General features: G+C 60.6%; 24 protein-coding genes. 20 read left to right on the forward strand and 4 right to left on the reverse strand.

Annotation, left to right across the window (positions count from 1 at the left end):
* Positions 1–20 precede the first annotated feature (20 nt).
* The 3 genes from M0H32_RS13620 (at position 21) to M0H32_RS13630 (ending at position 3,375) form a co-directional block, all read left to right on the forward strand.
* A complete protein-coding gene (locus M0H32_RS13620; RefSeq protein WP_248154826.1) occupies positions 21–1,238 on the forward strand; it encodes a protein-glutamate methylesterase/protein-glutamine glutaminase in 1,218 nt (405 codons plus the stop codon).
* Positions 1,235–2,131: a CheR family methyltransferase gene (locus M0H32_RS13625; protein WP_248154828.1), complete on the forward strand. Its 897-nt coding sequence runs from the start codon at positions 1,235–1,237 to the stop codon at positions 2,129–2,131. The genes M0H32_RS13620 and M0H32_RS13625 overlap by 4 nt, the downstream gene beginning before the upstream one ends.
* A 272-nt stretch (positions 2,132–2,403) precedes the next feature.
* Positions 2,404–3,375, forward strand: coding sequence for an MBL fold metallo-hydrolase (locus M0H32_RS13630; RefSeq protein ID WP_248154830.1), 972 nt, complete (start codon positions 2,404–2,406; stop codon positions 3,373–3,375).
* A 73-nt stretch (positions 3,376–3,448) separates the two neighbouring features.
* Here M0H32_RS13630 and ctrA read toward each other — a convergent pair whose 3' ends face one another.
* Positions 3,449–4,141 (reverse strand): response regulator transcription factor CtrA, encoded by a 693-nt coding sequence (gene ctrA, locus M0H32_RS13635; RefSeq protein WP_031270498.1) that lies wholly within the window; start codon positions 4,139–4,141, stop codon positions 3,449–3,451.
* 371 nt (positions 4,142–4,512) lie between these two features.
* Between ctrA and fliI the strand changes: the two genes are divergently transcribed.
* The 3 genes from fliI (at position 4,513) to M0H32_RS13650 (ending at position 6,912) form a co-directional block, all read left to right on the forward strand.
* On the forward strand, positions 4,513–5,838 hold the full coding sequence (fliI, locus tag M0H32_RS13640; protein WP_425607318.1) for a flagellar protein export ATPase FliI: 1,326 nt from the start codon (positions 4,513–4,515) through the stop codon (positions 5,836–5,838).
* Positions 5,839–5,866: 28 nt separating this feature from the next.
* Positions 5,867–6,274, forward strand: coding sequence for a flagellar export protein FliJ (gene fliJ, locus M0H32_RS13645; protein ID WP_248154831.1), 408 nt, complete (start codon positions 5,867–5,869; stop codon positions 6,272–6,274).
* Positions 6,275–6,477: 203 nt separating this feature from the next.
* Positions 6,478–6,912, forward strand: coding sequence for a paraquat-inducible protein A (locus tag M0H32_RS13650; RefSeq protein WP_248154833.1), 435 nt, complete (start codon positions 6,478–6,480; stop codon positions 6,910–6,912).
* 20 nt (positions 6,913–6,932) lie between these two features.
* Here M0H32_RS13650 and M0H32_RS13655 read toward each other — a convergent pair whose 3' ends face one another.
* Positions 6,933–8,048 carry a DUF2336 domain-containing protein gene (locus tag M0H32_RS13655; protein ID WP_248154835.1) on the reverse strand — a complete coding sequence of 372 codons (1,116 nt, stop codon included), beginning with the start codon at positions 8,046–8,048 and terminating at the stop codon, positions 6,933–6,935.
* Positions 8,049–8,342: 294 nt separating this feature from the next.
* Here M0H32_RS13655 and M0H32_RS13660 point away from each other — a divergent pair, with 294 nt between their 5' ends.
* The 11 genes from M0H32_RS13660 to M0H32_RS13710 all read left to right on the forward strand — a co-directional run bounded on the left by M0H32_RS13660 (position 8,343) and on the right by M0H32_RS13710 (position 21,259).
* The gene (locus M0H32_RS13660) at positions 8,343–10,637 is read left to right on the forward strand and encodes a mechanosensitive ion channel domain-containing protein (protein ID WP_248154837.1); all 2,295 of its coding nucleotides are present in this window, start codon (positions 8,343–8,345) and stop codon (positions 10,635–10,637) included.
* A gap of 174 nt (positions 10,638–10,811) precedes the next feature.
* A complete protein-coding gene (glpD, locus tag M0H32_RS13665) occupies positions 10,812–12,332 on the forward strand; it encodes a glycerol-3-phosphate dehydrogenase (protein ID WP_248154839.1) in 1,521 nt (506 codons plus the stop codon).
* Between the two features lie 79 nt (positions 12,333–12,411).
* On the forward strand, positions 12,412–13,905 hold the full coding sequence (glpK, locus tag M0H32_RS13670; RefSeq protein WP_248154841.1) for a glycerol kinase GlpK: 1,494 nt from the start codon (positions 12,412–12,414) through the stop codon (positions 13,903–13,905).
* A 297-nt stretch (positions 13,906–14,202) separates the two neighbouring features.
* Positions 14,203–15,807, forward strand: coding sequence for an ABC transporter substrate-binding protein (locus M0H32_RS13675; RefSeq protein WP_248154843.1), 1,605 nt, complete (start codon positions 14,203–14,205; stop codon positions 15,805–15,807).
* Positions 15,808–15,926: 119 nt separating this feature from the next.
* On the forward strand, positions 15,927–16,934 hold the full coding sequence (locus tag M0H32_RS13680) for an ABC transporter permease subunit (protein WP_248154845.1): 1,008 nt from the start codon (positions 15,927–15,929) through the stop codon (positions 16,932–16,934).
* Positions 16,935–16,950: 16 nt separating this feature from the next.
* Positions 16,951–17,880: an ABC transporter permease subunit gene (locus M0H32_RS13685; protein ID WP_248154847.1), complete on the forward strand. Its 930-nt coding sequence runs from the start codon at positions 16,951–16,953 to the stop codon at positions 17,878–17,880.
* Positions 17,881–17,884: 4 nt separating this feature from the next.
* The gene (locus M0H32_RS13690) at positions 17,885–18,721 is read left to right on the forward strand and encodes an ABC transporter ATP-binding protein (protein ID WP_248154849.1); all 837 of its coding nucleotides are present in this window, start codon (positions 17,885–17,887) and stop codon (positions 18,719–18,721) included.
* Positions 18,722–19,552: a dipeptide ABC transporter ATP-binding protein gene (locus M0H32_RS13695; protein ID WP_248154850.1), complete on the forward strand. Its 831-nt coding sequence runs from the start codon at positions 18,722–18,724 to the stop codon at positions 19,550–19,552.
* Positions 19,553–19,671: 119 nt separating this feature from the next.
* Positions 19,672–20,025: an ArsR/SmtB family transcription factor gene (locus M0H32_RS13700; RefSeq protein WP_248154852.1), complete on the forward strand. Its 354-nt coding sequence runs from the start codon at positions 19,672–19,674 to the stop codon at positions 20,023–20,025.
* 30 nt (positions 20,026–20,055) lie between these two features.
* On the forward strand, positions 20,056–20,565 hold the full coding sequence (locus M0H32_RS13705; protein WP_248154854.1) for an arsenate reductase ArsC: 510 nt from the start codon (positions 20,056–20,058) through the stop codon (positions 20,563–20,565).
* The gene (locus M0H32_RS13710) at positions 20,558–21,259 is read left to right on the forward strand and encodes an aquaporin (RefSeq protein ID WP_248154856.1); all 702 of its coding nucleotides are present in this window, start codon (positions 20,558–20,560) and stop codon (positions 21,257–21,259) included. Before M0H32_RS13705 ends, M0H32_RS13710 begins: the two co-directional genes overlap by 8 nt.
* Here the strand turns inward: M0H32_RS13710 and M0H32_RS13715 are convergent.
* Positions 21,243–21,890: a GntR family transcriptional regulator gene (locus tag M0H32_RS13715; protein WP_248154858.1), complete on the reverse strand. Its 648-nt coding sequence runs from the start codon at positions 21,888–21,890 to the stop codon at positions 21,243–21,245. The two genes, M0H32_RS13710 and M0H32_RS13715, sit on opposite strands and share 17 nt — an antisense overlap.
* 194 nt (positions 21,891–22,084) lie before the next feature.
* On the opposite strand from M0H32_RS13715, the gene M0H32_RS13720 reads away from it, so the two are divergent.
* Complete coding sequence (locus tag M0H32_RS13720; protein WP_248154860.1) at positions 22,085–23,326, forward strand: NAD(P)/FAD-dependent oxidoreductase; 1,242 nt, start codon at positions 22,085–22,087, stop codon at positions 23,324–23,326.
* A 222-nt stretch (positions 23,327–23,548) separates the two neighbouring features.
* Here M0H32_RS13720 and M0H32_RS13725 read toward each other — a convergent pair whose 3' ends face one another.
* Entirely contained in the window at positions 23,549–24,235 is a 687-nt protein-coding gene (locus tag M0H32_RS13725) for a DUF2270 domain-containing protein (RefSeq protein WP_248154862.1), read from the reverse strand.
* Between the two features lie 378 nt (positions 24,236–24,613).
* Here M0H32_RS13725 and M0H32_RS13730 point away from each other — a divergent pair, with 378 nt between their 5' ends.
* Both M0H32_RS13730 and M0H32_RS13735 read left to right on the forward strand, forming a co-directional pair.
* The gene (locus tag M0H32_RS13730) at positions 24,614–25,552 is read left to right on the forward strand and encodes an MliC family protein (RefSeq protein ID WP_248154864.1); all 939 of its coding nucleotides are present in this window, start codon (positions 24,614–24,616) and stop codon (positions 25,550–25,552) included.
* A gap of 119 nt (positions 25,553–25,671) precedes the next feature.
* The gene (locus tag M0H32_RS13735; RefSeq protein WP_248154866.1) at positions 25,672–26,157 is read left to right on the forward strand and encodes a hypothetical protein; all 486 of its coding nucleotides are present in this window, start codon (positions 25,672–25,674) and stop codon (positions 26,155–26,157) included.
* Positions 26,158–26,541 lie beyond the last annotated feature (384 nt).

Raw genomic sequence — 26,541 nt, forward strand, 5'->3', positions numbered from 1 at the left:
TATCGAGTTGGGCAGTCTAAATGGCGTTTGCGCAAAGAAGTATAACCGCGGGCACGAGTCCGGGCAGCGATCCCATCAAGGTCATGGTCGTCGATGACGCAGTCGTCATCCGCGGACTCCTGACACGCTGGCTCGGTGAAGACAAAAGTCTGAAAGTCGTAAGCTCGCAACGCAACGGCAAGCTTGCCGTCGAAGATATCGAAAAAAGCAATCCCGACGTCGTGGTCCTGGATATCGAGATGCCGGAAATGGACGGCATGACGGCACTGCCGCTCATGCTCGCCAAGAAGCGCGATCTCGTCATCATCATGGCGTCGACGCTCACCCGCCGGAACGCGGAAATCAGCCTGAAGGCCCTGTCGCTCGGCGCTGCCGATTATGTGCCCAAGCCTGAATCCACGTCGGAAGTGACAACCTCGATCGATTTCCGCCGCGAACTCGTCGAGAAGGTCAAGGCGCTCGGCGCCCGCGCCATCCGCATGCGCGGACCGGCCCGGACCATGCGTGCGGAAACCAACGCCGGCCGGACGGCCCAGCCGGTCAGGCCCGTCACCGCGCGCCCGGCAACAGATACACGCGCAAGCTTTCGTGGAGCTGCCCAGCCGGCAGCCGCGGCTGCGCCGAAATTCCAGACGCGCCCCTATTCCTCGGCCCGGCCGCGGATTCTGGCCATCGGGTCGTCTACCGGCGGTCCGCAGGCGCTGCAGGAAGTGATGAAGGAAGTTGGTACGGCCATGAACGATGTCCCGGTCGTCATCACCCAGCACATGCCGCCGACCTTTACCGCCATTCTGGCGGAGCATATGGGCAAAGCCGCCCTGCGCCCGGCCAAGGAAGGCGAGGATGGTGAAGTGCTCAAACCCGGCAATATCTATGTCGCGCCGGGCGGCAGGCACATGATCGTGGAAAAGGATGCCGGTGCGGTGAAAATCCGTCTGACGGATGGCCCGCCGGTGAATTTCTGCAAACCCGCCGTCGATCCTCTGTTCGATAGCGTCGCCAAGGCTTATGGCTCGGCGACCCTCGGCATCATTCTGACCGGCATGGGCCACGACGGCGCTGACGGTGTGAAGACCATCGCGGCCGGTGGCGGCAGCGTGATCACGCAGGATGAAGCCAGCAGCGTTGTCTGGGGCATGCCGGGCGCCGCCGCGCAGACAGGCATGTGTTGCGACATTCTACCCTTGAAGGAGATCGGACCCAAGATCTCGCGCGTTCTGAAGGGGAACACAAGATGACCCCAAGCGAGTTCGAGTTCCTGAAAAACTTCCTGAAGACCAAGTCCGGCCTGGTCCTCTCGAACGACAAGCAATATCTGGTCGAAAGCCGTCTGCTGCCGATCGCACGCAGTTCCAAGCTGGAAACGCTCAGCGCGGTGATCCAGCAGCTGCAGCGCGGTACCAACCGGGCGCTTGAAACGGATGTCATCGAGGCGATGACGACAAACGAGTCGTTCTTCTTCCGCGACAAGACGCCGTTCGACCACTTCAAGGAAACCATGTTGCCCGCGCTGCTGCAAAGCCGTGCGACACGCAAGCAGCTGAAGATCTGGTGCGCGGCCGCCTCCACAGGCCAGGAGCCCTATTCCCTGGCGATCTGCCTGAAGGAAGACGCCGCGAAAATGGGGGGCTGGCGGACGCGGATCCTTGGCACCGATCTCAGTCAGGAAGTGCTCGAGAAGGCCAAGACCGGTCTCTACAGCCAGTTCGAGGTCCAGCGCGGCCTGCCGATTCAGATGCTGCTGAAATATTTCGAGCAAAAGGGCGACATGTGGCAGATCAATGCCGGCATGCGCGCGATGATCGAATGGAAGAAGCTCAACCTCCTGGAAAGCTTCGCCCATCTTGGCGAATTCGACATCGTCTTCTGCCGCAACGTGCTGATCTATTTCGACCAGGCGACCAAGACCGAGATCCTCGGCCGCCTTGCCAAGTCACTGCCGGATGACGGTTATCTGGTGCTCGGCGCGGCCGAAACGGTCGTCGGTCTGACCGATGCCTTCAAGCCGGTTGCGGGAAAGCGCGGACTGTTCCAGAAGAAGCAGGCCGTGCAGGCATCGACCGGTACCGTTTCCAGCCCGCGCGTGGCTGTCGGCGCCGGCGCCGGTGGCGGTATTGGCCTGAGGCGCTAAGGCTGTGCTCAAGCGGATTTGAAAAGGCGGCTCCGGCCGCCTTTTTTGTTCACGAATTCGTGATGCCCCGCTCGATAGCGCTGAGGTTGGCTGTCTCTTTCAGGTTATTGAATTCATTAACTTAATTCCCTCTCCAGAAGTTTATCCGATAAGGCCCCTTGGAACCTTGCCGGGAGAGGCATCTGCTCCATCTCTCAAGGCGAGGTGCTAGAGCGGAAAAATCGATTTTCTGACCTATCGGCGAAACAAATAGATAATCGGAGAGCGGGAACATGACCGAGATTAAAGTTGAACTGACGCGCCGCGCGGCGCTTCTGGGGGCTGGTGGAGCGCTCGCCGGAGCAAGTCTTGCCGGTACGCTGCCGGTCCATGCCGCGGCTGAAAAACAGGGGGCACTGCCGGCGCCGGTGGCCCGCTATTCGGTCGGCGGCTTTGAAGTGACGACGCTCCATGACGGCGCCGTGTCCCTGCAGGAGCCGCAAAAAACCTTCGCCATGAATGTGGATGCGGATACGTTTGCTGCCACCAACGCGGAAAACTTCCTGCCGAACGACAATTTCCAGATCAGCTTCACACCGACCCTGGTCAACACGGGTAGCGAACTGGTCCTGTTCGACACCGGCAATGGCGAAGGCGCACGTCCGGCGCGCGGCAACATGCGGTCCGCGCTGGAAGCCGCGGGCTATTCGCCCTCGCAGGTCGATATTGTTGTCCTGACCCACATGCATCCGGATCATGTTGGCGGTCTGATGGAAGGCGGCGCACCCACTTTCCCGAACGCGCGCTACGTGACCGGTCAGAAGGAATACGACTTCTGGGCGGCCATGGACAAGGAGGCCAACGGCGTCACCAAGTTGCTGGCATCCAACGTGACGCCGCTTGCCGACAGGATGACCTTCCTGGGCGACGGCGGTTCTGTCACTGGCGGGATCACCGCGTTGGCCGCCAACGGTCATACGCCAGGCCACATGATCTACATGCTTGAGGACGGCGGCAAGCAGCTCGCGCTGACCGCCGATACCGCGAACCACTATGTCTGGTCGCTGGCGCACCCGACCTGGGAAGTCCGGTTCGACATGGACAAGGAGGCGGCTGCCGCCACCCGCAAGTCGGTGTTCAGCATGCTGGCCGCGGACAAGATTCCGTTTGTCGGCTACCACATGCCGTTCCCGGCGGTGGGATATGTGGAGACCGCCGGCGAGGGCTTCCGCTACGTGCCGGCGTCCTACCAGCTGTCGCTCTGATCCAGACAAACGCTCAAAACAAAAAGCCCCGGCAGTGCCGGGGCTTTGATGTGTTCGAAGACGCCGGTACCTATCAGGCGGCGGCCTCGACGTCCGGCTCGCGCAGCACGTAGCCACGGCCCCAGACGGTTTCGATGTAGTTCTTGCCGGAGGTGGCCGCCGCCAGCTTCTTGCGAAGCTTGCAGATGAAGACGTCGATGATCTTCAGTTCCGGCTCGTCCATGCCGCCATAAAGGTGGTTCAGGAACATTTCCTTGGTAAGCGTGGTGCCCTTGCGCAGCGAGAGCAGCTCCAGCATCTGGTATTCCTTGCCGGTCAGGTGAACGCGCTGGCCGCCGACTTCGACGGTCTTGGTGTCCAGGTTGACCTTCAGGTCGCCGGTGACGATCACCGACTGTGCGTGGCCCTTGGAGCGGCGGACGATCGCATGAATGCGTGCGACCAGTTCGTCCTTGTGGAACGGCTTGGTCATGTAATCGTCGGCGCCAAAGCCGAGGCCGCGCACCTTGTCTTCAATGCCCGCGTTGCCGGAAAGGATCAGGATCGGTGTCTTGACCTTTGAAACGCGAAGCGTCCGGAGAACCTCGTAACCGGACATGTCCGGCAGGTTCAAATCCAACATGATGATGTCGTAGTCGTACAGTTTGCCGAGGTCGATGCCTTCCTCGCCAAGATCTGTCGTGTAGACGTTGAAGTTCTCGGACTTCAGCATCAGCTCGATGCTCTGCGCCGTGGCGCTGTCATCCTCAATCAACAATACACGCATGCCAATCCCCTTGTTCTGCCTTTCCTGGGCAAGTCGCAACGGCTCTGTCGGTGCCTGCTACGAAGGACTGAATTAACCCCGACTCAAAGCTATCGGTTAATGGTTAACAAATTCTGATTCGTAACGGCAAGCTTCGAAGAGAGGAAACTGTGAACAACAGCCAACTTGTTGAATCCCCAGAAAAAAACCGGATTCACAAATCTTAATGTTGAACTTTAAGAAACGGGTCTAACCGATTCCGTTCAGATTCCTTTCAACAAAGCCGTATTGACTTCGAAATGGCTCTCGCTTGTCAGCCTTCCAAAGGTTAAGATTAACCAGAGTCGTAAACGAACAGTTACCGAATCCGTTAACGGGGAAAGGAAATTTACGTGAAGGCGCTTTTCGCCGAGATTGATTCGCTGATGCCGACCGAAATTTACGGCCGGGTTACGGCGGTTCAGGGCCTTCTCGTAGAGATAGCGGGACCCATTCACGAGATGAGTGTGGGCTCCCGGCTTTTGATCGACAGCGGTGAGGATAACCCCAAGGTCCCTGCGGAAGTTGTCGGTTTTCGCCACGGTCACGCGTTGTGCATGCCGTTTTCCGGCCTCGAAGGGGTGCGCATGGGCTGCAAGGCGGTGATCGCTTCGCGCGACAGCGTTGTGCATCCGGCCAATGCCTGGCTCGGCCGGGTGGTAAACGCACATGGTGAACCGATTGATGGTAAAGGAGACCTTCCAAATGGCGGAGTGCCTCGCAAATTGCGAAGTTCACCGCCGCCGGCCTCCGAACGTAAACGAGTCGGGCCGCCGCTCGATCTCGGTGTCCGGGCCCTCAACACATTCGTAACCTGCTGCGAAGGTCAGCGCATGGGCATCTTTGCCGGCTCCGGTGTCGGCAAGTCGGTGCTGATGTCGATGCTGGCGCGCAACACCAAATGCGACGTCGCGGTGATCGGCCTGATCGGCGAGCGCGGCCGGGAAGTCCAGGAATTCATCGAGGATGATCTGGGAGAATCGGGCCTTGAGCGCTCGGTTGTGGTCGTGGCGACCTCCGATGAAAGCGTGCTGATGCGCCGCCAGGCCGCCTACCTGTCCATGACGGTCGCCGAGCATTTCCGTGACGAAGGCAACAATGTGCTGTGCATGATGGATTCGGTCACCCGATTCGCCATGGCGCAGCGGGAGATCGGCCTGTCCGTGGGCGAGCCGCCCACTTCCAAGGGCTATACGCCGACCGTCTTTACCGAATTGCCGCGTCTGCTGGAGCGGGCAGGACCGGGCAAGGAGGGGGCCGGGTCGATCACGGGTCTGTTCACGGTTCTGGTCGAAGGCGACAATCACAATGAACCGGTCGCCGACGCGGTGCGCGGTATCCTTGATGGGCACGTCGTCATGGAGCGCGGCATTGCCGAACGGGGGCGCTACCCGGCGATCAACGTGCTCAAGTCTGTGTCGCGGACCATGCCGCGCTGTGTGCCGCCCGAACATCTGCCGGTCCTGCGCAAGGCACGGCAGTTGCTGTCTACCTATACGGATATGGAAGAACTCATCCGGCTGGGCGCTTATCGAAAAGGCTCCGATCCAACGGTGGATGAAGCGATCTACCGGTTTGAAATGATCGATGATTTCCTCAATCAGGGAAAAGACGAAGCAACGTCACTTTCTGACGGGTATCAGCAACTTGCCAACCTTTTGGAAATGACTCCGGGGTAGACTGCCCGTGTTAGGGGAGTATTGAGTAATGAAAACCCGAGACAGTTTGATCCGTCTGAAGCGGTTTCAAGTTGACGAAAAACGGCGGCAGCTCGCTCAGATCGAGAGCATGATTGCCGAGTTCCATCGCATGGCGGATGAGCTCGACGATCAGATCAAATCCGAGCAGGAACGTGTCGGCATTACGGATGTCACTCATTTTGCCTATCCGACCTTCGCCAAGGCCGCGGCGGACCGGCGCGACAATCTGCGCAATTCGGCCCATGAGCTGGACGACCAGCTCCAGCGTGCCCAGGACGAGCTCAGTGAAGCGATTGAGGAACTGAAGAAGTTCGAGCAGCTTGAAGAGCGCGACCAGCAGCGTGAACGCACCGCTCAGGAAATGGCCGAACAGGATCAGCTCGACGAAGTCGCCGCCAGGGCGCGCATTCGGTAACAAGCGCGGCCCCTAAAGAAACTCGGCTGGTCTCGGTTGCGGGACTGGCGCGGGACAGATTGCAGTCTTATATGCCTGACCGTAGCTTCCGGCGGTCAGGTTTTGTGCTTTTAGACCAGAATGCTATAGGGAACGACAGACGGGCACCGCGACCGGTGCTCTGTCATACATGCGACAGATCGAAGGCCCACCCGGCAGAATTCATGCGTTTATTTCTGGCCCTGCTGCTCCCCCTTTCGACCTTCTCCTTCGCGCTCGGGCTGACCCAGCCGCTGATGCGGTTTGAGCGCCTTTATTTCCTGGAGGACCGGCCGACCCTGATCGAAATGGTGCAGGGCCTGTGGCTTGAGGGCGACGCCGCTCTGGCCGCCATCGTTGCCCTGTTTTCTATCGGCTTTCCCGCTCTCAAGATCCTGCTGATCCATGTGGCGGTGCTCAGCGGTGCCAAGACCCGCTCGCTTGCGCTGCTGTCGATGGTCAGCAAATGGTCGATGCTGGATGTGATGCTGGTGGCCCTGGTGCTGTTCGCCGCAAAGACCAGCGGTCTAGCCGCCGCTGCAATCCTGCCGGGGCTGTGGTTCTACGCCGCCGCGACCTTGTCGACCGCCATCGCCGCTGCGCTCTGTTCCAGACACTGACCCCGGAAGACCGGCTTCCGTCAGATCGCCGCCAGGCCGGCGCCCCGGCTGCCGGCCTGGCGCGGTTTCTTCGTGCGCCGGTTGGCCTGAAAATCGCCGCAGCGGGACTGTTTGGTGACGGCGTGGCTTTCCAGAAACTTCTTGTATGCAGCCGTCCATTCCGAACCTTGTGTCGCCGGGACCTTGAGATGGTCGCAGCGCAGTTTCGCGAACAGGGCGAAGGTCGACAGTTCCAGCTCGGCCTTTGCGGCAGACCTCAGAACCAGATCCTGCTTGCCGTTATAGACGGCGTCTTTCAGGGACTTCTGTGCGGTGCGGCCGCGTGCGCTGAGCAATTCGATCGCATGGTTGAAGCGGCCATCCTGCAGCAGCAGGATCATCAACTCGTTAACGGTGATCTCTGACCGCTCGGCTTCCCGCCAGAGCAGGCTCATGTCGGTGTTTTCAAGCGCATCGCCGAATTCGCGCCTGAGCACTTTCAGGCGGGCAATCTGGTCAAGCTGCTCCTGGGACAAGGCCCCTTCAATGATGCGATGCAGCCGTTTCTTGGTGTCATCGTCCACGAGCGGCAGCAGCGTACGGCAGGCGGACGGAGACAGATCCGTGCGCAGGCAGAGATCCTCGCGCAACACCGGGTCTTCTGTCGCGAATTTCACGAGCTTCAGCATGGCGTCCCGCGACAGGCGGATTTCCCGGTTGCCGGCCAGAATGCGGTGGACCGGCCGGTCCCCCCGTTCGGCGATAACATCCGACACTTCCGGTGACAGGTCCGTGCGGCGGGCAAGCACCTGCAAATGGGCATTGGAAAGGTGTTCGACAAAATCGAGCAGATCTTCCTGCGTAAAGACCGGGCAATGGGCGAGCACTGGCATGGCCACATTGACTTCGTCCTTGGCGATCTGGCGAGCCAGTTCGACGGGGGTGCTCGGCTGTGCGGCCAGCTTCTGCGCCAGTCTCGCCCGGTCGGTTGCGGAGCCGACGCTGTAGAGCTTGATGATCACCTCGGAGAAGATCGCGAGCTCGCGGTCGGTGCGCTGGTCAAGGTTGGCAACGACAAGCTCGCTCACCTGCGCAAACAGGCGCCGGCGTGCTTCGTCCGTCCCTTCCAGGGCAAGTTTGATCAAGGACCGCGGCATCCTTCCTCCTCGTGAATTCTACCTGACGCCCATATTGTTATTATTACGTTACTCACAACAGTGATGTCGCCGCGTCACCTTGCGTATTTTTGCAGTTTCAGTTGATAAGTGCGAAAGAATCCGCTGCTACATATTATGTGATTGATGAAAACTTCGGTTTTTGTTCGAGAGTTCTTTGTGCGGTGCAAAAATCCACGAAGTTGACTGGCTGACCTTTCCAACCGTGCCGGTTCTTCCATATTGTCCGGGCGAGGGCGGTTTGCCCGAGCGACAGTGACCCGGAATGAGTTGGACATGATCCCTTTTCGCAGCAGCCTTTTTGCCCTTGTGGCGCTTCTTCTTGCCTTCGCTTCACCTGCATTGGCGCAGCAGGCCGCCGCTCCGGAGGCGTCCGCCGGGTCTTCTTCCTCGCAACAGATCGAGCGGGCCAACGAAGCGCTGATCAAGGTTCTGAACGATCCCGAGAGCCGTGCAGCGTTCCTGGAGCTCTTGAAAAAAAGCGCGTCGGACGGTCAGGTAGGAGACGCCAATGCGACGGCGGCATCCGAAACGCCGGGTCAGGATCAGGCGCAGCCGGCGCTGCAGGAGAATTTCGCGCTTCGGGTCGGCGAATACACGAGGACCCTGGTCGACGACACCGGCTACCTTCTGGAGCAGGCGATGCGGTCCCTGAACGGGTTGGTGCTGGTTGCGCGTGGCGAAATCCCGATCAAGTGGGACCGTGCCCGGGAAATCGTGGTTCAGGTGATCTTCGTCCTGATTGCCGCCTATGCCGGGTTCCTGCTCAGCCAGGTCGCCGCCAAACTGCTCTATCCGCGCATGTCCGTCTATGCGCGTTACGGCGGCGGTTTCATGCGTGCCTTCATTCTCATTCTGACCTCAGTGGTCGACGGGATCACGGTGGGCATCGGCTGGGCGGTCGGCAACGGCGCGGCGCTTCTCAGTTACGGCGGGTTCGATTCCGGTGTCACGCTGCAGGAAAGCCTTGCGCTGAACGCCTTCTTCATCGTCGGCGTCGCCCTTGTTGCCCTGCGTTTCATCTTCGCGCCCGGGCGCCCCGAACTGCGTCTGCTGCCCTTCACCGATGAGAGTTCGCTTTACTGGTACCGCCGTCTCCGGCTGTTCATGTACTGGCTCATCTACGGTGTCTTCCTGGCGGTTCCGATCGCCAATGTTGCGGTCTCGTTCGTGCTCGGCAACGCCCTGCGCTTCATTGTCGTGCTGCTGGGCATGATCTATCTGGTCGTATTGGTGCTGCGAAACCGGCAACGGGTGCATGATGGTGCCAACGACTATGCACAGCATTTGCAGAGTGCGCTCGCCCGCAAGGCGTTGGCCGTGGCTGGGCGTTTGTGGCATCTGGCGGCGCTTGGGTATGTCGCGGCCGTGTTCATCATCTGGGTGACCCGTCCCTTCGATGCGACCACGATCATCATCCGCGCCACGGGTCTTTCCATTCTGACCATCATGGGCGGCATGGTGATCTCCCTTGTGATGACCAAGGCCATCAAGGGCGGTATCCGTCTGCCTGAGGAACTCAACAAGACCTTGCCTGCGCTGCAGCACAGGTTGAATGCTTTTGTGCCACGACTGCTGAAAATCATCCGGTTCGCGGTCTTCCTCGTCACGGTGCTGCTGCTGTTCGAAATCTGGGGTGTTCTCGGCCTGCTGGATTGGCTGGCAAGCGAAGCCGGCGTGCAGTTGCTCAGCAATTACGGGTCGGCGTTCCTTGTGCTGCTGGTGGCCTTCACGGTGTGGCTGGCGGTGATGTCCTGGGTCGATCTCAGGCTGCAGGCCCGTTCCGGTTACATTGTCACAGCCCGTGAGCGAACCTTGTTCCAGCTGTTCCGCAATGCCTCGACGGTCGTGATCATCGTCATGGCCACCCTGCTGGCGCTGTCGGAGATCGGTGTGGATATCGGACCGCTGATCGCCGGTGCCGGTGTTGTCGGCCTGGCGATTTCCTTCGGCGCGCAGACGCTGGTCAAGGACATCATCACAGGGGCGTTCATCCAGATCGAAAACGCCATCAACGAAGGTGATGTGGTTACCGTTGCGGGCATCACCGGGACGGTCGAGGGCCTGACGGTCAGGTCGGTGCGGATGCGCGACATCGACGGTACCACCCACATTATTCCGTTTTCGTCCGTCGACATGGTGTCCAACTTCATGCGCGGGTTCTCCTATCATGTCGCGTTGATCGGGGTGTCCTATGACACCAGCATCAGCGAGGCCAAGGACGCAATGCTGGAGGCCTTCCGGCGTCTCCAGGAAACCGAATTCGGACCGAAGATCATCGGCGAGTTCGAAATGCATGGCGTGACGAATTTCGGCGCGAGTTCGATCGATATCCGCGGGCGCATCAAGACACTGCCGGGCGACCAGTGGAGCGTGGGCCGCGCGTACAACGAATTCGTCAAACAGGTCTTTGACGAGCGCAACATCGAAATTCCGTTCCCGCAGGTCACATACCATGCGGCGACACCGCCATTCGTGGAAGGGCAGGCAAAAGCGAAACAGCGCAAGGATCTGCCGTCCAGCGCAACGGAAATCGCCGACGACGCGCCAGCCGACGACGGAGAAAACTGACAAAGCCGGATTCGTGGCAGCTTTCCTGTAGTGTCACCCCGGATCCCTGTTCGATGACGGGGCCGGGGTGATTTCGTTTCCGGGAGGCGCATTTGTTGATTGAATTTCGTAAAGTTTCGTTTTATTTTCATTTCAAAGCAAAGCGCGCGATTTCACACAAGCCGGAGTCTGGGTATGGCGGCTGATTACGATCTTCTGATCATTGGTGGGGGCATCAACGGGACGGGTATTGCACGCGACGCGGTTGGCCGCGGTGCGACGGTCATGCTCGTGGAAATGGGCGATCTGGCGGGGGCGACGTCTTCGGCCTCGACCAAGCTCATTCATGGCGGATTGCGCTATCTGGAATATTACGAGTTCGACCTGGTCCGCAAGGCGCTGAAAGAGCGTGAAGTGCTGTGGCGGATGGCGCCTCACATCGCGTGGCCGCTGCGGTTTATCCTGCCGCATCACAAGGATCTGCGGCCGGCCTGGCTGCTGCGTCTCGGCCTGTTCCTTTATGACCATCTGGGCGGTCGCAAATTGCTGCCGGCAACGAAAACCGTGCGTCTTGACCAGGCGCCGTTTTCGCAAGGGCTGAAGCAGCTGTTTCACAAGGGGTTCGAGTATTCCGACTGCTGGGTCGACGATGCCCGCCTGGTCGTGCTCAATGCGCGCGACGCCGCTGACCGCGGCGCCGACATCAAGACCCGGACCAAATGTGTCAGCGCGCGACGGGACGGCGAGCACTGGACCGCTGTTCTCAGGAACCTTTCAACGGGCGAAGAAAGCACAGTTACCGCAAAGGCGATCGTCAACGCCGCCGGTCCCTGGGTCGCCGACATGCTGACCGGCGTGGTCGGTTCCAACAACACCTCCAGGATCCGCCTGGTCAAGGGCAGCCATATCATCGTGCCGCGCCTGTTCGAACATGACCGCTGTTTCATTTTCCAGAATGGCGACGGCCGCATTGTCTTCGCGATCCCCTACGAGACCGATTTCACGCTGGTGGGCACCACGGACGTCGATTTCACCGACGACCTCGGCAAGGTGGAAATCTCCAAGGACGAGATCGATTACCTCTGCAAGGCGGTCAGCGAATATCTGGAAAAGCCGGTGACGCCGGCCGATGTGGTGCATACCTATTCCGGCGTGCGTCCGCTCTATGACGACGGCGCCAAGGACGCCAAGGCCGCGACCCGGGATTATGTTCTGGAGCTGGACGGAGGCGCGGAGACACCCGCCGTCCTGTCGGTTTTCGGCGGCAAGATCACCACCTATCGCAAGCTCGCCGAGCAGGTGCTGGCCAAGCTGGAGCCGTTCCTGCCGTTCAAGCGGGGCGTATGGACCGCCTATGCGCCTTTGCCTGGCGGCGATTTCAAGGTGACCGGCTTCGATGAGCAGGTCGCAGCTCTGCAGAAAGACTATCCTTTCCTGCCTGCTGTTTTCGCCACACGCCTGACGCGGCTTTACGGAACCGATGCCCGGTTCATTCTTGGGGAAGCCGCCAGCCTGGACGATCTCGGCAAATGCTTCGGCTACAATCTTTATGAAGCAGAAGTGAAATGGCTGATCAGCCGGGAATGGGCGCGCTCGGCCGCCGATGTGCTGTGGCGGCGGACCAAGCTGGGCCTGCGGCTCAGCCGCGAGGAGGCGGCGGACCTGGAGACGTATATGACCGGCTATCTTGCGGAGCAGACCGGCGCTGCGGCATAGTTTTTAGTAACGGGACCACGAGACCTGCCGGCATCGCCGGCAGTTTCCATGACAAGACAAGAAAAACGGGAGGTGCGCCATGTCCGGAGGGGTATTGGCGATTGACCAGGGCACGACATCCAGCCGGGCGATCGTGTTTGGGGAAGATTTTCAGCCCATCAGTGTGGGGCAGCAGGAATTTCCGCAGCATTTTCCGAAATCGGGCTGGGTGGAGCATTCACCGTCCGACATCTGGACCAGCACGCTGGCCGTGTGCCGCGAGGCGCTGGCAAAGGCACCTGACGGTGGCGCGAGTGTCGCTGCCATCGGCATTACCAACCAGCGTGAAACCACTCTGGTCTGGGACCGGTCGACCGGGGAACCTGTCTATGAAGCCATTGTCTGGCAGGATCGGCGCACGTCGGAGACCTGCGCGAAGCTGCGCGCCGACGGCCTGGAAGCGGCTTTCACTGCCAAGACCGGTCTTCTGCTCGACCCCTATTTTTCCGGCACAAAGATTGCCTGGATTCTGGACAATGTCGACGGGGTGAGGGCGCGCGCCGAACGCGGCGAGCTGGCTTTCGGCACGGTCGACACCTGGTTGATCTGGCATCTGACGGGCGGCAAGGTTCATGCGACAGACGCCACCAACGCCTCCCGGACGCTGATCTACAACATTCACGACAATGCGTGGGATGAAGAGCTCTGCCGGCACCTGAACATTCCGCTGAGTCTGTTGCCGGAGGTCAAGGACAGCGCCGATGACTTCGGCGAGACGGATGTGGGGCTGTTCGGCCGGGCGATCCCAATCCTGGGCGTCGCCGGCGACCAGCAGGCGGCGACCGTCGGTCAGGCCTGTTTCCAGCCTGGCATGGTCAAGTCCACCTACGGTACCGGCTGTTTCGCCCTGATGAACACTGGCAAGGCGCCTGTCGCTTCAAGCAACCGCATGCTGACCACCATTGCCTACAGGCTCGGCGGCCAGACCACTTATGCGCTGGAAGGTTCGATCTTCGTGGCCGGGGCGGCGGTGCAGTGGCTGCGCGACGGGCTCGGCCTGATCGAGTCTGCGGGCGAATCTCAGTCGCTTGCCGAACAGGCCGATCCGAATCAGGACGTCTATCTGGTGCCGGCCTTTGTCGGCCTTGGGGCACCCTATTGGGATGCGGATGCGCGCGGTGCCCTTTTCGGCCTGACCCGGAATACCGGCCCGAAGGAAATCGCCCGGGCGGTGCTGCAAAGCGTCGGCTTCCAGACCAGCGACCTGATTAAGGCCATGCATGCCGACTGGCCGGAGGCCGGGCATCCGGTGCTGCGCGTCGATGGCGGCATGACCGCGTCCGACTGGACCATGCAGTTTCTGGCCGACATTCTGGGCGCGCCGGTCGATCGGCCGACCGTCGCGGAAACGACGGCGCTCGGTGCCGCCTGGCTTGCCGGTTACAGGGCCGGCATCTGGCCCGGGCCGGACGCGTTCTCGTCCCAATGGAAACTGGAAAAGCGCTTCGAACCGCGCTTACAAGAAAGTGAACGCTCCCGCTTGCTGGCCGGGTGGCAGGATGCCGTCAAACGAACCCGCACCACGCAGGATTGAATATTGACAAGGCTCTCGTATTTGCGAGAGCCTTTTGTTTTCAGGTGGTTAGAGAAAGCTTGGAAATTGCTGCCGTTGCGGTATTTGTTTCCAGAAATTAAACCGCATTGCGTTAAAAATTTACGGCAGCATCTCTTACCTAGCAAAAATATTTCAAAACCAGCCCAAAATTAGAAATATGTTGGCAGTTGATTTTCTGCCAAAAAAACGCCTTAGTTTGCGCTGGCTTGGGCTCAACTCCTTTGCACGATCCAACGATGCAAAGCCCTGGCTCTTCATCAAGGGGAGAACAGTTTGATGAATTTCCAAAAAACCTTGAAGGCAACCCTTCTTGGCGCCAGCCTTGCTGTGATTGCAGCAACCGGCGCTTCTGCAAAAACCCTGGTTTATTGCTCCGAGGGCTCGCCTGAAGGCTTCGACACCGCACTCTACACCGCCGGCACCACGTTTGATGCTTCCTCCAAGCCGCTCTACAACCGGCTTGTCGAGTTCAAGCGCGGCACCACTGAAGTGCTTCCGGGCCTGGCCGAAAGCTGGGAAGTTTCCGAAGACGGCCTGGAATACACTTTCAACCTGCGCAAGGGCGTGAAGTTCCACACCACGGACTTCTTCACTCCGACCCGCGACTTCAATGCCGACGACGTTGTCTTTTCCTTCGATCGCCAGCTGAAGAAAGACCATGCGTGGCACGAGTATACCCCGGGCACCGCTTGGGAATACTTCAACGGCATGTCCATGCCGGACCTGATCAAGGAAATCGTCAAGGTCGACGATTACACGGTCAAGTTCGTGCTGAACCGCCCGGAAGCTCCGATGATCGCCAACCTGGCGATGGACTTCGCGTCCGTGCTGTCCGCTGAATATGCCGCTCAGCTCGAAGCTGCCGGCACCAAGGAACAGCTGAACCAGCAGCCGGTCGGCACCGGTCCGTTCAAGTTCGTCGGTTATCAGAAAGACGCCGTGATCCGTTATGGCGCCCATGCCGACTACTGGAACGGCAAGGAAGCCATCGACAACCTGATCTTCGCGATCACCCCGGACGCAGCTGTCCGCCTGCAGAAGCTGAAAGCCGGCGAATGTCATGTCATGCCGTACCCGGCACCGGCCGACATCGCGGACATCAAGGCTGACAGCAACCTGACGCTCCTTGAGCAGCAGGGTCTGAACGTCGGTTACCTCGCCTACAACACCAAAGTGGCTCCATTCGACAAGAAGGAAGTCCGCAAGGCGCTGAACCACGCGATCAACAAGCAGGCTATCCTTGACGCCGTGTTCCAGGGCTCCGGCCAGGCTGCCAAGAACCCGATCCCGCCGACCATGTGGTCCTATAACGACGCGATCGAGGACGACGACTACAACCCGGAACTGGCCAAGGAAATGCTCGCCGCTGCCGGCGTGTCCGACCTGTCCATGAAGGTCTGGGCGATGCCGGTGCAGCGTCCGTACAACCCGAATGCCCGCCGCATGGCGGAAGTCATTCAGGCCGACTTTGCCGAGGTTGGTGTCAATGTCGAGATCGTTTCCTACGAGTGGGGTGAATACCTCTCCCGTTCGAAGGATGTCGATCGTGACGGTGCCGTGCTGCTGGGCTGGACCGGCGACAACGGCGACCCGGACAACTTCCTGGCCGTTCTGCTCGGTTGTGATGGCGTCGGCGGTTCCAACCGCGCGCAGTGGTGCAACGACGACTTCCAGGCTCTGATCGAGAAGGCCAAAGCCGTGACCGACAAGGCAGAGCGCACCAAGCTCTACGAGGAGGCGCAGGTCGTCTTCAAGGAAGAAGCTCCGTGGGCAACCATCGCTCACTCCGTCGTCTTCATGCCGATGTCCTCCAAGGTCACCGGCTACGTCATGGACCCGCTCGGCGGTCACTGGTTTGACGGCGTGGACATTGCGGAGTAATTCCGCCTAACTTGAAGGAGGCGCTGGCAGCGATGCCGGCGCCTTCAACCATTCAGACCGGTGGATGCTCTTGCGTTTGAGTGACGGTATCCACTGGTTCTTCGTATCTGGAACCTGACATGCTCCGTTTCCTTCTAGGCCGTCTGGGCCTGTTGATACCGACATTCATCGGCGTCACTCTCGTTGCTTTCTCCTTCATCCGATTGCTGCCCGGTGACCCGCTCGACCTGCTCGCAGGCGAACGCGGCATCTCCGATGAGCGCAAGGCCGAACTGATGGCGCAGATGGGCTTCGACAAGCCTCTGTGGCAGCAGTATATCGACTATGTTCTCGGCGTCTTTCAGGGCGATCTCGGTACATCCTTTGCCTCGAAGAAGCCCGTTCTCGACGAGTTCATGACGCTGTTTCCGGCAACCGCCGAGCTGGCGCTGTGCGCCATCATCCTGGCGGTCTGCATCGGTATTCCGGCGGGCATCTTCGCCGCGGTGAAGCGCGGCTCTGTCGCTGACCAGGCGATCATGGGCACCGCGCTGGTAGGATATTCGATGCCGATCTTCTGGTGGGGCCTGCTGCTGATCATCCTGTTCTCAGGCATCCTGCAATGGACTCCGGTCTCGGGGCGCATCTCGCTGATGTATTTCTTTCCCTCCGTGACCGGCTTCATGCTGATCGACAGTCTGCTCTCCGGGGAAAAGGGCGCCTTCGCATCCGCGGTCAGTCACCTGGTATTGCCGTCGATCGTGCTGGCGACGATTCCCCTCGCGGTGATTGCCCGCCAGACCCGGTCGGCCATGCTGGAAGTTCTCGGTGAGGACTACGTGCGCACGGCACGGGCCAAGGGCCTGCCGCCGCGCTCGGTGATTGGCCTGCATGCCTTGCGCAACGCCCTGATACCGGTGATCACCACCATCGGTCTGCAGGTCGGAGTGCTGCTTGCCGGTGCGATTCTGACCGAAACCATCTTTTCGTGGCCAGGCATCGGCAAATGGCTCGTCGACAGCATCTCCCGTCGCGACTATTTCGTGGTTCAGGGGGGGCTTTTGATGATTGCCGGGATCATCATGCTGGTCAATCTGATCGTGGACGTGCTTTACGGCCTGATCAATCCGCGCATCCGCCACAATTGAGCCGAGGGTATAAGACATGACAAATACCTCCCCGGCCACCAAGGCCGATACCGCCAAGCTCGAAGAGGAAAGCCGCAACGCCACCAAGGCGCGGCTGATCGAGTTCTGGTACTATTTCTCGCAGAACAAGGGAGCCGTTCTCGGCCTCGTCATCTTCGTGCTGCTGGTGCTGATGGCGGTGTTTGCGCCCCTGATCGCGCCGCATGATCCCGACGTCCAGTATCGCGATAGTTTCCTGGTGCCGCCGGTCTGGCAGGATGGCGGCAAGGCCGCGTTCCTTCTGGGCACCGACGCGGTTGGACGCGATATCCTTTCCCGCCTGATCTTTGGGGCGCGGTTTTCGCTGTTCATCGGTGTCGTCGTTGTCTCCATCGCCCTGGTGGGCGGCATCGTGCTCGGCCTGGTTGCCGGGTACACGCGCGGTGCGGTCGATACGTTCATCATGCGCGTGATGGACATCATCCTGGCCTTCCCGTCATTGCTGCTCGCCCTGGTGCTGGTGGCTATTCTCGGGCCCGGCCTGATCAACGCAATGATCGCGATCGCCATCGTCCTGCAACCGCATTTCGTGCGCCTGACCCGTGCGGCAGTTCTGTCGGAGCGGTCGCGCGACTACGTGGTCGCGGCCAAGGTGGCCGGTGCCGGCCACATGCGGCTGATGTTCAAGACCATCCTGCCGAACTGCCTGGCACCGCTGATCGTGCAGGCGACGCTGTCCTTCTCCAACGCCATCCTGGACGCGGCCGCCCTTGGCTTTCTGGGTATGGGCGCGCAGCCGCCCACACCGGAATGGGGCACGATGCTCGCCGAGGCACGGGAATTCATCCTGCGCGCCTGGTGGGTGGTGACCTTCCCGGGTTTCGCCATCCTGATCACCGTTCTGGCCATCAACCTGGTCGGTGACGGCCTGCGCGATGCGCTCGATCCCAAGCTGAAGAGGAGCTGAGCCCATGTCGCTTCTTGAAATCAGGAACCTGAAAGTCGAGTTCGACACCGCCAAAGGCCCTTTCAAGGCCCTGGACGGGGTCGACTACACGGTCGACGCGGGCGAAGTCCTGGCCATCGTAGGCGAGAGCGGGTCCGGCAAGTCCGTCGCCATGCTGGCGACCATGGGCCTTCTGCCGGACACCGCGACGATCACGGCGGACAAGATGGATTTCGAGGGCCTTGACCTTCGCACCCTGTCCGCCAAGGCGCGGCGCAAGGTCATCGGCAAAGACATCTCGATGATCTTCCAGGAGCCGATCGCCAGCCTCAATCCGTGTTTCACCGTCGGCTTCCAGCTGGGCGAAACCTTGAAAGTGCACACGGATCTGAAGGGCAAGCAGATCAAGGACCGGATCGTCGAACTGATGACATCCGTCGGCATTCCCGATCCGGGCGGACGTCTCAATGCCTTTCCGCACCAGATGTCGGGCGGCCAGTGCCAGCGTGTGATGATCGCCATGGCGATTGCCTGCGAGCCGAAACTCCTGATTGCCGACGAGCCGACCACCGCGCTCGACGTGACCATCCAGAAGCAGATCCTCGATCTGCTGGTCCAGTTGCAGCAGGACAGCGGCATGGGGCTGATCATGATCACCCACGACATGGGCGTTGTCGCCGAGACCGCCGACCGCGTGATCGTGCAGTACAAGGGCCGCAAGATGGAGGAGGCCGGCGTGCTCGATCTGTTCGAGAACCCGCAGAACCCCTACACCAAGGCCCTGCTTTCGGCCCTGCCGGAAAATGCTACTGGCGACCGGCTGCCGACCGTCAGCGATTATGCCGAAGCGGGAGGATTTTAAATGTCAGACGATGTGATCCTCAAGGTCCGCGATCTCTACCGGACCTATGACATCAAGGGTGGCATGTTCAAGAAGGCCTCCACCCTGACGGCCGTGAAGGGCGTCAACCTGGACGTGGAACGCGGCACCACACTGGCCGTGGTCGGCGAGAGTGGCTGCGGCAAGTCCACGCTCGCGCGCATGCTGACCATGATCGACGCTCAGACGTCGGGCTCGATCGAAATCGACGGCCTGTCGATGGATATCTCCAAGACCGGGATCTCGAAGGAAATGCGCCAGAAGGTGCAGATTGTCTTCCAGAATCCCTACGGCTCACTCAACCCGCGCCAGAAGATCGGACATGTGCTGGAAGAGCCGCTGCTGCTCAACACCGACATGCCGGCCGCGGAACGCCGCGACCTTGCCCTGCAGATGCTGGAGAAGGTGGGCCTGCAGCTGGAACATTACGGCCGCTATCCGCACATGTTCTCCGGCGGCCAGCGCCAGCGCATCGCAATCGCCCGTGCGATCATGATGAAGCCGAAACTGCTGGTGCTGGACGAACCGGTCTCCGCGCTCGATCTCTCCGTCCAGGCACAGATCCTGAACCTATTGGCCGACCTGCAGGAGGAGATGGGGCTCACTTATGTCTTCATCTCTCACGATCTGTCTGTGGTGCGTTACATCGCCGACAAGGTGATGGTGATGTATTTCGGCGAAGTGGTGGAATACGGCACCCGGGACGAGGTCTTCGGAAACCCGAAGCACGATTATACCAAGACTCTGTTTGCCGCGACGCCGCAGGCGGATGTGGAGAGCATCCGCAAGCGTCTGGCGGCGAAGGCCGCCTAAGCCGTTTCGGAAAGCTCTGCTTGAAGCAAAGGCCCTGTTCCCCTGGAGCAGGGCCTTTCTTTTGGGTGAAAGTTCAGGGGCGGGGTTGTATTATTCGTTATTTCGAGTATTCTCGAATTATGGAAAAAGAAGATGCCCTGAACGCCTTGGCAGCCCTTGGTCAGGAAACCCGCCTCGACGTCTTTCGCCTGCTGGTGAAAGCCGGAAAAGAAGGCATGACCGCGGGCGCCATCTCGGATGCGCTTGAGGTGCGTCCGAATACCCTGTCGACCCATCTGGGCGCTCTGTCCCGCTCCGGCCTTGTGCATGCCGAACGGGACGGGCGCTCGATCTGTTACCGCGCGGACCTGCAGACGATGCAGGTTCTCGTGACCTATTTGCTGCAAGACTGCTGCGGCGGCAATCCGGAGCTGTGCGCTCCGATCGCCAGCATCGCGGCAGGCAAAATCTGCGACACGGAAGGATCGTGCTGACGGCGCGATCGATGGTGGGGCTCAATTCACATGCGTAATGTACTTATCGTCTGCACGGCCAATTCCGCGCGTTCGGTCCTTGGAGAGGCGCTGATCCGGTTTCTCGGGCACGGCAGGTTTCAGAGCTATTCGGCGGGGTCGACACCGCGGGGCACGGTCAACCCGGATGCGCTCGCCTGCCTGGAGCGCCACGGCCTGCCGGCATCCGGCCTCCGCTCCAAAAGCTGGGAGGAGTTTTCCGGCCTCGACGCACCCAAAATGGACCTGATCATCACGGTTTGCGACAGCGCGGCCGGGGAATCCTGTCCAATCTGGCCCGGACACCCGCTCGTGGTTCATTGGGGTATCCCGGATCCGGCCGGGGTCGAGGGCGACGACGCCACAAGAGCGGCGGCTTTCGACCTTGCCTATGAACGCCTGGAACGCCGCATCAATGCGATGCTCGAGCTTGGCGACAGTGTATTCACCGCAGAGGACGGCAAGGCGCGGCTCGCGGCCATTGGCGCCAATGCCGACAGCCAGGATCCTTCGAATGTCTGATTTCACTCTGCCCCGCCGGCTCGTTGCCGAGGCGCTCGGAACCGCCATGCTTGTGGGTACGGTTGTCGGCTCGGGGATCATGGCCGACAAGCTGTCCGACGATGTTGCTGTTTCGCTGCTCGGCAACACCATTCCGACCGGAGCCATCCTGGTGGTGCTGATCACCATGCTCGGGCCGATCTCGGGTGCGCATTTCAATCCGGCGGTGACCTTTGTCTTCTGGCTGAAACGTGAACTCGGACTTGCCGTTGCAGGGGCCTATATCGCGTCCCAGATTCTCGGCGGCATCTGCGGCTCACTGACGGCTCATGTCATGTTCGAGCTGCCGGTCTGGCAGGCCTCGACGACCGTGCGCACGGGCGAGGCACAATGGGTGGCCGAAGTGGTCGCAACCTTCGGCCTGCTGGCGAGCATCCTTGCCGGCATTCGCTTCAAGGCCGAGGCCGTGCCGTGGCTTGTCGGGCTCTATATCACCGCGGCCTACTGGTTCACCGCCTCAACTTCTTTTGCCAATCCGGCGGTCGCGATTGCGCGTGCCTTCACCGACACGTTTGCAGGCATCCGTCCGGTCGATCTGCCGGGGTTCATCGTCGCGGAGTTCATCGGCGCCGCAATTGCGCTGGTCCTGTTCACCTGGTTGCTGAAGACCCGCAGCGAAACCGCGTCGCGCTCTGCCGCTACCTCGGTCCGCTGACCAGGCTGGTGGCCTGGCGGCGGAGATAAAGCATCAGGTTGTCGGCATGTTCGCTGGCCGCGTGTTCGTTTCCATTGGCGACGGCACGCATGACTTCCAGATGGCTCCAGGCCGCCGGATTGAGGTCTGCCTCGCCGAAATGCCGGTACCAGAAGCGCCGGCTCTGGGTCTGCAGCGGCGCAAGTGCCTTGGTGGCGAATGGATTGCAGGCGGCCTCGGAGACGACGTCGTCAAAGGCCTTGTCGTGGCGCAGATAGTCTTCGACATCGGACCGGGCGGCGGCCTCGCGCATATCCTCGGCACAGGCCTCCAGCGTGCGCCGGTCGTCCTTGCTGGCGAGCCGCGCGGCAAGACCCGCGACCAGGCGCTCCAGTCCGTGCCGGGCTTCCAGAACCTTCAGGAAATCGGACGGGTTCATCTCCGCGACTATGATGCCCAGGCGGGGCCGGATGGAAAGCAGCCCCTCCCAGCTGAGCCGTTGGATGGCCTCCCGGATCGGAGTCCGGCCGAGGCCGGTGCGCTTGGTCAGCCCAACCTCGGTGACGGCTTCACCCGGCTTCAGCCGCAAGGTGACGATTTCTTCTTCCAGGCGCAGATATGCCTGCGCGGATTGACTGAGGTCGCTTGGCATGGAACAGCCGCTCTGTCTTATTAAAATGTATCTCTGATATATCAGACTTTGTCGCTTGGAACGAGCCCGGCTCCTGTGGCATCAGAATGGAGCGGGCCGCCGCCAGAGTTGGCAACGGCCGAAGCGCAATCCGCCACCAGCGCGCCAACAACACGCCACGGTGCGTCAGCCTCGCAGGAACCTTTTCGGAAATCATGAGCAAGGGACATGTCCATATCATCGGGGCCGGCGTGGTCGGTCTGGCCACGGCCGCCAGCCTGGTGCAGCGCGGCTACGCCGTTACCATTGTGGACCGCGAAGGTCCGGCGGCCGGTGCCAGCCAGGGCAACGCGGCGGCCATCGCCTGGACGGATGTGGCGCCCATGGCCTCGCCCGGTCTCTGGAAACAGGCGATCAAGTGGCTGGCCGATCCGCTTGGCCCCCTGTCGATCCGGCCCGCCTATGCGCTTGCCATCCTTCCCTGGATGCTGCGCTTCCTGGCGGCGTCCAGCCGCAAACGGGTGGCGCGCAGCACCGAGGCGCTGGTGGAACTGAACGGTGCGGCGCTGCCGGCCTGGGAAAACCTATGGCGGGCATCGGGTACCCACAACCAGGTGCGCCGGGACGGCTGCCTTGAGCTCTTCGACACAGACGCTTCGCTGTCGGATGCTCGAAGCGGCTGGGCCGAGCAGCGCGGCTACGGTATCGAGGTCGAAGAACTGACTGCGGCGCGCCTTCGGGAGCTGGAGCCGGACCTGTCGGAGCGCGTGGTCGGCGGCGCTCTGGTGCCCGGCTGGATCCAGGTGGATGAGCCCAAACAGCTGTGCCTGACAATCGCAAGCTGGCTGGAGAGCCAGGGCGTGCATTTTGAAACCGGCGAGGTGGCGCAGATTCTGCCTCGGGAAAACGGCTGCGAACTTCTTTTGAAAGACGGCAGTCGAACTGACGTCGAATGTCTCGTCATCGCCTGCGGTGCCTGGTCGAGGGCATTGGCAGGGCAGCTCGGTGACCGGATCCCGCTCGACACGGAGCGCGGCTACAACATAACGGTGCCGGAGCCCGGTGTTTCGGTGAAGCGCATGATCATGCTGCCCGGCCACGGGTTCGTCATGTCTCCGCTGTCAACCGGCCTCAGGGTCGGCGGGGCGGTCGAATTCGGCGGCCTGAGCCTGCCGGCGAACTGGAAACGGGTCGATGCCATGGTTGCCAAGGCACGGCTGTTCTATCCAGGCCTCAAGACCGAGGGCGGCAAGCGCTGGATGGGCTTCCGGCCCTCTCTTCCCGACAGCCTCCCGGTGATTTCCCCGGCATCCGGTCACGCGAACATCTTCTATGCCTTCGGCCATGCCCATCACGGCCTGACCCAGTCCGCTGTCACCGGCGAGTTGATCGCCGACATGATCGACGGCACAGGCCCATTGATCGATCCGGCGCCTTTTCGCGCGGATCGGTTTTGAAAAGGACGCAGGCCAGCCCCCGCCAATACCCTTTCCATCGTCATCCCGGCCAAGCGTAGCGCGAGCCGGGACCGGGGAGCCACGACCCTCGCCTTCAACGGCAGATTTCACTCGATAGACTGAGGCTCCCCGGTCCCGGATCTCCGCTTCGCTGCGTCCGGAATGACGGCGGTGAGGGTGTCACAATGGCCGACGAATGTGGTTTTCCTGACCTCTGCTGCCTCAAATTGCCTGCATTGGCGACTTGCGCTGCTCGCGATAGGCCTTGTCGAGGCGCAGGGTGACGATTGCGAAGATCACCCAGCTCAAATGAAAGACGATGCCGGCCAGCATGACCAGCTCGCCCGGGATCGGGCCGATGGCGGCCCGCGAAAAGGCTTCGGACAAGTTGACGAGCGGTTCGGGATGAATCGCGATCTTGCCGTAATATGCGACCGCCTGGATGGCAAGGATCCAGGAATAGTTCGACCTGAGCCGGCGGCCTGCCGCCCGCGCCAGGCTGATATGGTAATGGGGCATCTCGTAATCGTCGGCGAGCATCCGGCTCCATTCGCTGTTCCAGGGCACTTTCCGGCCATAGAGGATCGGGGCATAGATGTCGGTTTCCATCAGCCGCGCCCGGGCTCGGAACATGTTGTAATAGCGGTAGCGCCGCGCCTCGAAGATCAGGAACACGGTGACCAGAAGACCAACCAGCACCATCGGCAGCGGCGAGGCGTCGATGTTGGAAAAGGTTGCCGACAGGGCAATGCCCGTGGTGACCACGGCCCAGTTGGTGGTGTTGTCGAGACGGGTGCGCCAATGGGTGCTGCGGAACACTTCCGCCCGGTAGAGATGGGCAAGCGCTGTCAGGGTGCCGGACTCGATGTCCTGCTTGGGCCAGAGCTCTTCCTGATCTTTCTGCGGCATCTGCCGATCCTCGACCATGCTTCTTTTCTATGAAGTTAAAGCAGTTCGCGCACTTTACCAGAGGGGCAGTTTTGACCAGACAAGAGCAGTGGGCACGGGTGATCGTCACGCTTCAGGTCTTGCCGGACTATTCCGGAACGTTGGATGGCAAGCAGCAAAATCGCCTGCACTTGTGTTTCTTGACGCCAGGTTCTCGGTGTACCGCAGGCGCGACGCTTACATCGTCCCTGGCACCGGCATATTATTCTTTCGTCGGAAGAGCGGAAAGAAGCGTTCATTCTCGGTTCATATGACCTATCGTAACCCCCGCAACTGAAAAGTGCATCAGGCAAAAAGCCGGATTTCGATTTCACGTGTTTCAATAGTGCAGGTATTTAGATGCAACGGTTTGCAGTTCTTCTCGCAGTGGCGATTGTCTTTATGCCGGGATCCGCGTCCCTGGCGTCTCCGGACGTTGATTTTCCCCAGAGCGGGCAATCCTACGGTGGCAAGGTCCGCAGTGGTCCCGGCGTTCAATATGGCCAGAGCGGCAGCCTTTACCAGGGCGACTCCATCCTGATCCTTTCCGGCACCGGGGTCATGATGAACGGTTACGAATGGTTCCAGATCCGCTACCGGAATGGCCAGACCGGATACCACTGGGGCGGACTGTTCTGCTCGGAGCGTCCCTATCCGGGAATCTATCAGGTCTGTGCACCGCGCCCTCAGGTCGGCAGTCCTCCGCGACAGCAGCCCCCTGTGCAGCCGCCGGCAACCGCGGGGGTGAATGGCACTAATGTCGGTGTCGTCCGGCATTCGGCTGGCAGCTTTGTCAATGTCGGTGGCGGCCAGTGGCAGGAGACGGATGTCTATGGCACCATCGGCTTTCATTTTCAGGAATTCGGCCGGGACGAGTGGTCCGTCTATCTCCACGATGCGTCCCGCAACGTGACGCTGCAGCTGGACCTGCACCGGCGCATGGTCCTTTATGGACAGGGCAACGGGCCCAAGTCGGATCTCTATGCGATCACGGACGCTTTTCCGGCGCGCGGCGGCCAGCCGGTAACGGGCGGCGAACTTCCGCAGCCGGCCGGGCAAAACGCGCTCACCGTCAAATACACCTGCACCGAAGGTATTCCCCTGATCGTGAACTACGTGAACAGCGGCAACGGTCACCTGACCTTTTCGATGGACGGAGCTCCTCTCCACAGGCTGGATCAGGTCGTCTCGGGGTCGGGTGCCCGCTATTCGGATGGCCCGTATACGATCCACAGCAAGGGCGCACAGGTCTACATCGAAGCGCCCTGGGGCAGCGACACCTGTTACGAGTATCAGTGACGGGCAGCCCGGCGACGTTTACAACCGTTGCCGGGCTATCGCCAACTTAACCCTCTCCATCTCTCCAAGTTTGCCCTCAAAATCGCCCCGAAACGGCCGGGCTGCACCTTGAGCCCGTGATGCGCGTTTGTTATGCAATTTTGGTTGCTTATCCTGGATTATGTGAGGTGTTTTCAGTGACAGTTCGAATTCTGTTTTTCTGCATTGCCGTTTTTCTTATGTTCTCACCGGCGAGTTCCCAGCCGTTGGAGTTTTCCGGCCGGACGCTAGTCTTCTATGGCGGAGGACACGGTATTCAAGTTGAATACTATGCGCGCGGTGGTCGTTCCTACCTTTGGTATCCGGGAAACTCGCGCAGTGTTCGGGGCCAGTGGAAAAACAGTTCCGGCGGAAGCCATATCTGTTTCCGTTATCCCGCCAATACCTATGACCCCGTGAAGAACAAGCAGCTTGGTGACTGGAACTGCAAGTCGAAGGCAAAATTGCAACGGATGGCAAAGTCGACGTGCAAAGGCGACCTGTTCCGGCTGTCGAGCGGAAAGGTTCCTTATGCGCTGAAGCGCGGCCGGGGGCAACTTGGCCAGATCAAGGAAAAATGCTCCTGAGACCGGTCAAGTGCATCGCGTCGACCCCGGCGGTTTATCTAGAGACTTTCCCGGTTCGATTGAAGCACTCTGCCGGAGCCGGTTTGGTTCAAGGCCGAGGGGCTTGACCAAGGCCGTGCTGGCCGCACAGTCGATGCGAAGCCGGACGGTATTGGACCAAACGGGCGCCGCCCTGCGGGTTTCCGTCCGGCGGAGCCTGATTTGTCGGGCCGCTTGCCCATAGCTCTGTTAAGGGCTTCGTTTCCCTCCGCGCGAATCGCGCGCCGGACGGTACACAGAATGCTCCAATCTAAGCGGAAAAGGCTCTATTTCCGCTTCTTGTTCATTGCCGCGGCCAGGGTGGCCGCCATGGTGTTGTTGCGGCCGTTTCGGCCAGAGCTTCCT

Source organism: Roseibium sediminicola, from assembly GCF_023156505.1.
Taxonomy (GTDB): domain Bacteria; phylum Pseudomonadota; class Alphaproteobacteria; order Rhizobiales; family Stappiaceae; genus Roseibium; species Roseibium sediminicola.

Bases quoted from the DNA above. Each gene is read 5' to 3' on its own strand.
- M0H32_RS13735 (WP_248154866.1), top strand. From the start codon at position 25,672: ATGCGCGTTTGTTATGCAATTTTGGTTGCTTATCCTGGATTATGTGAG.
- M0H32_RS13700 (WP_248154852.1), top strand. From the start codon at position 19,672: ATGGAAAAAGAAGATGCCCTGAACGCCTTGGCAGCCCTTGGTCAGGAA.
- M0H32_RS13715 (WP_248154858.1), bottom strand. From the start codon at position 21,890: ATGCCAAGCGACCTCAGTCAATCCGCGCAGGCATATCTGCGCCTGGAA.
- M0H32_RS13675 (WP_248154843.1), top strand. From the start codon at position 14,203: ATGAATTTCCAAAAAACCTTGAAGGCAACCCTTCTTGGCGCCAGCCTT.
- glpD (WP_248154839.1), top strand. From the start codon at position 10,812: ATGGCGGCTGATTACGATCTTCTGATCATTGGTGGGGGCATCAACGGG.
- M0H32_RS13730 (WP_248154864.1), top strand. From the start codon at position 24,614: ATGCAACGGTTTGCAGTTCTTCTCGCAGTGGCGATTGTCTTTATGCCG.
- ctrA (WP_031270498.1), bottom strand. From the start codon at position 4,141: ATGCGTGTATTGTTGATTGAGGATGACAGCGCCACGGCGCAGAGCATC.
- M0H32_RS13620 (WP_248154826.1), top strand. From the start codon at position 21: ATGGCGTTTGCGCAAAGAAGTATAACCGCGGGCACGAGTCCGGGCAGC.
- M0H32_RS13690 (WP_248154849.1), top strand. From the start codon at position 17,885: ATGTCGCTTCTTGAAATCAGGAACCTGAAAGTCGAGTTCGACACCGCC.
- M0H32_RS13725 (WP_248154862.1), bottom strand. From the start codon at position 24,235: ATGCCGCAGAAAGATCAGGAAGAGCTCTGGCCCAAGCAGGACATCGAG.
- M0H32_RS13685 (WP_248154847.1), top strand. From the start codon at position 16,951: ATGACAAATACCTCCCCGGCCACCAAGGCCGATACCGCCAAGCTCGAA.
- M0H32_RS13650 (WP_248154833.1), top strand. From the start codon at position 6,478: ATGCGTTTATTTCTGGCCCTGCTGCTCCCCCTTTCGACCTTCTCCTTC.
- M0H32_RS13655 (WP_248154835.1), bottom strand. From the start codon at position 8,048: ATGCCGCGGTCCTTGATCAAACTTGCCCTGGAAGGGACGGACGAAGCA.
- fliJ (WP_248154831.1), top strand. From the start codon at position 5,867: ATGAAAACCCGAGACAGTTTGATCCGTCTGAAGCGGTTTCAAGTTGAC.
- M0H32_RS13720 (WP_248154860.1), top strand. From the start codon at position 22,085: ATGAGCAAGGGACATGTCCATATCATCGGGGCCGGCGTGGTCGGTCTG.
- M0H32_RS13710 (WP_248154856.1), top strand. From the start codon at position 20,558: ATGTCTGATTTCACTCTGCCCCGCCGGCTCGTTGCCGAGGCGCTCGGA.
- M0H32_RS13660 (WP_248154837.1), top strand. From the start codon at position 8,343: ATGATCCCTTTTCGCAGCAGCCTTTTTGCCCTTGTGGCGCTTCTTCTT.
- M0H32_RS13705 (WP_248154854.1), top strand. From the start codon at position 20,056: ATGCGTAATGTACTTATCGTCTGCACGGCCAATTCCGCGCGTTCGGTC.
- M0H32_RS13630 (WP_248154830.1), top strand. From the start codon at position 2,404: ATGACCGAGATTAAAGTTGAACTGACGCGCCGCGCGGCGCTTCTGGGG.
- M0H32_RS13625 (WP_248154828.1), top strand. From the start codon at position 1,235: ATGACCCCAAGCGAGTTCGAGTTCCTGAAAAACTTCCTGAAGACCAAG.
- M0H32_RS13680 (WP_248154845.1), top strand. From the start codon at position 15,927: ATGCTCCGTTTCCTTCTAGGCCGTCTGGGCCTGTTGATACCGACATTC.
- M0H32_RS13695 (WP_248154850.1), top strand. From the start codon at position 18,722: ATGTCAGACGATGTGATCCTCAAGGTCCGCGATCTCTACCGGACCTAT.
- glpK (WP_248154841.1), top strand. From the start codon at position 12,412: ATGTCCGGAGGGGTATTGGCGATTGACCAGGGCACGACATCCAGCCGG.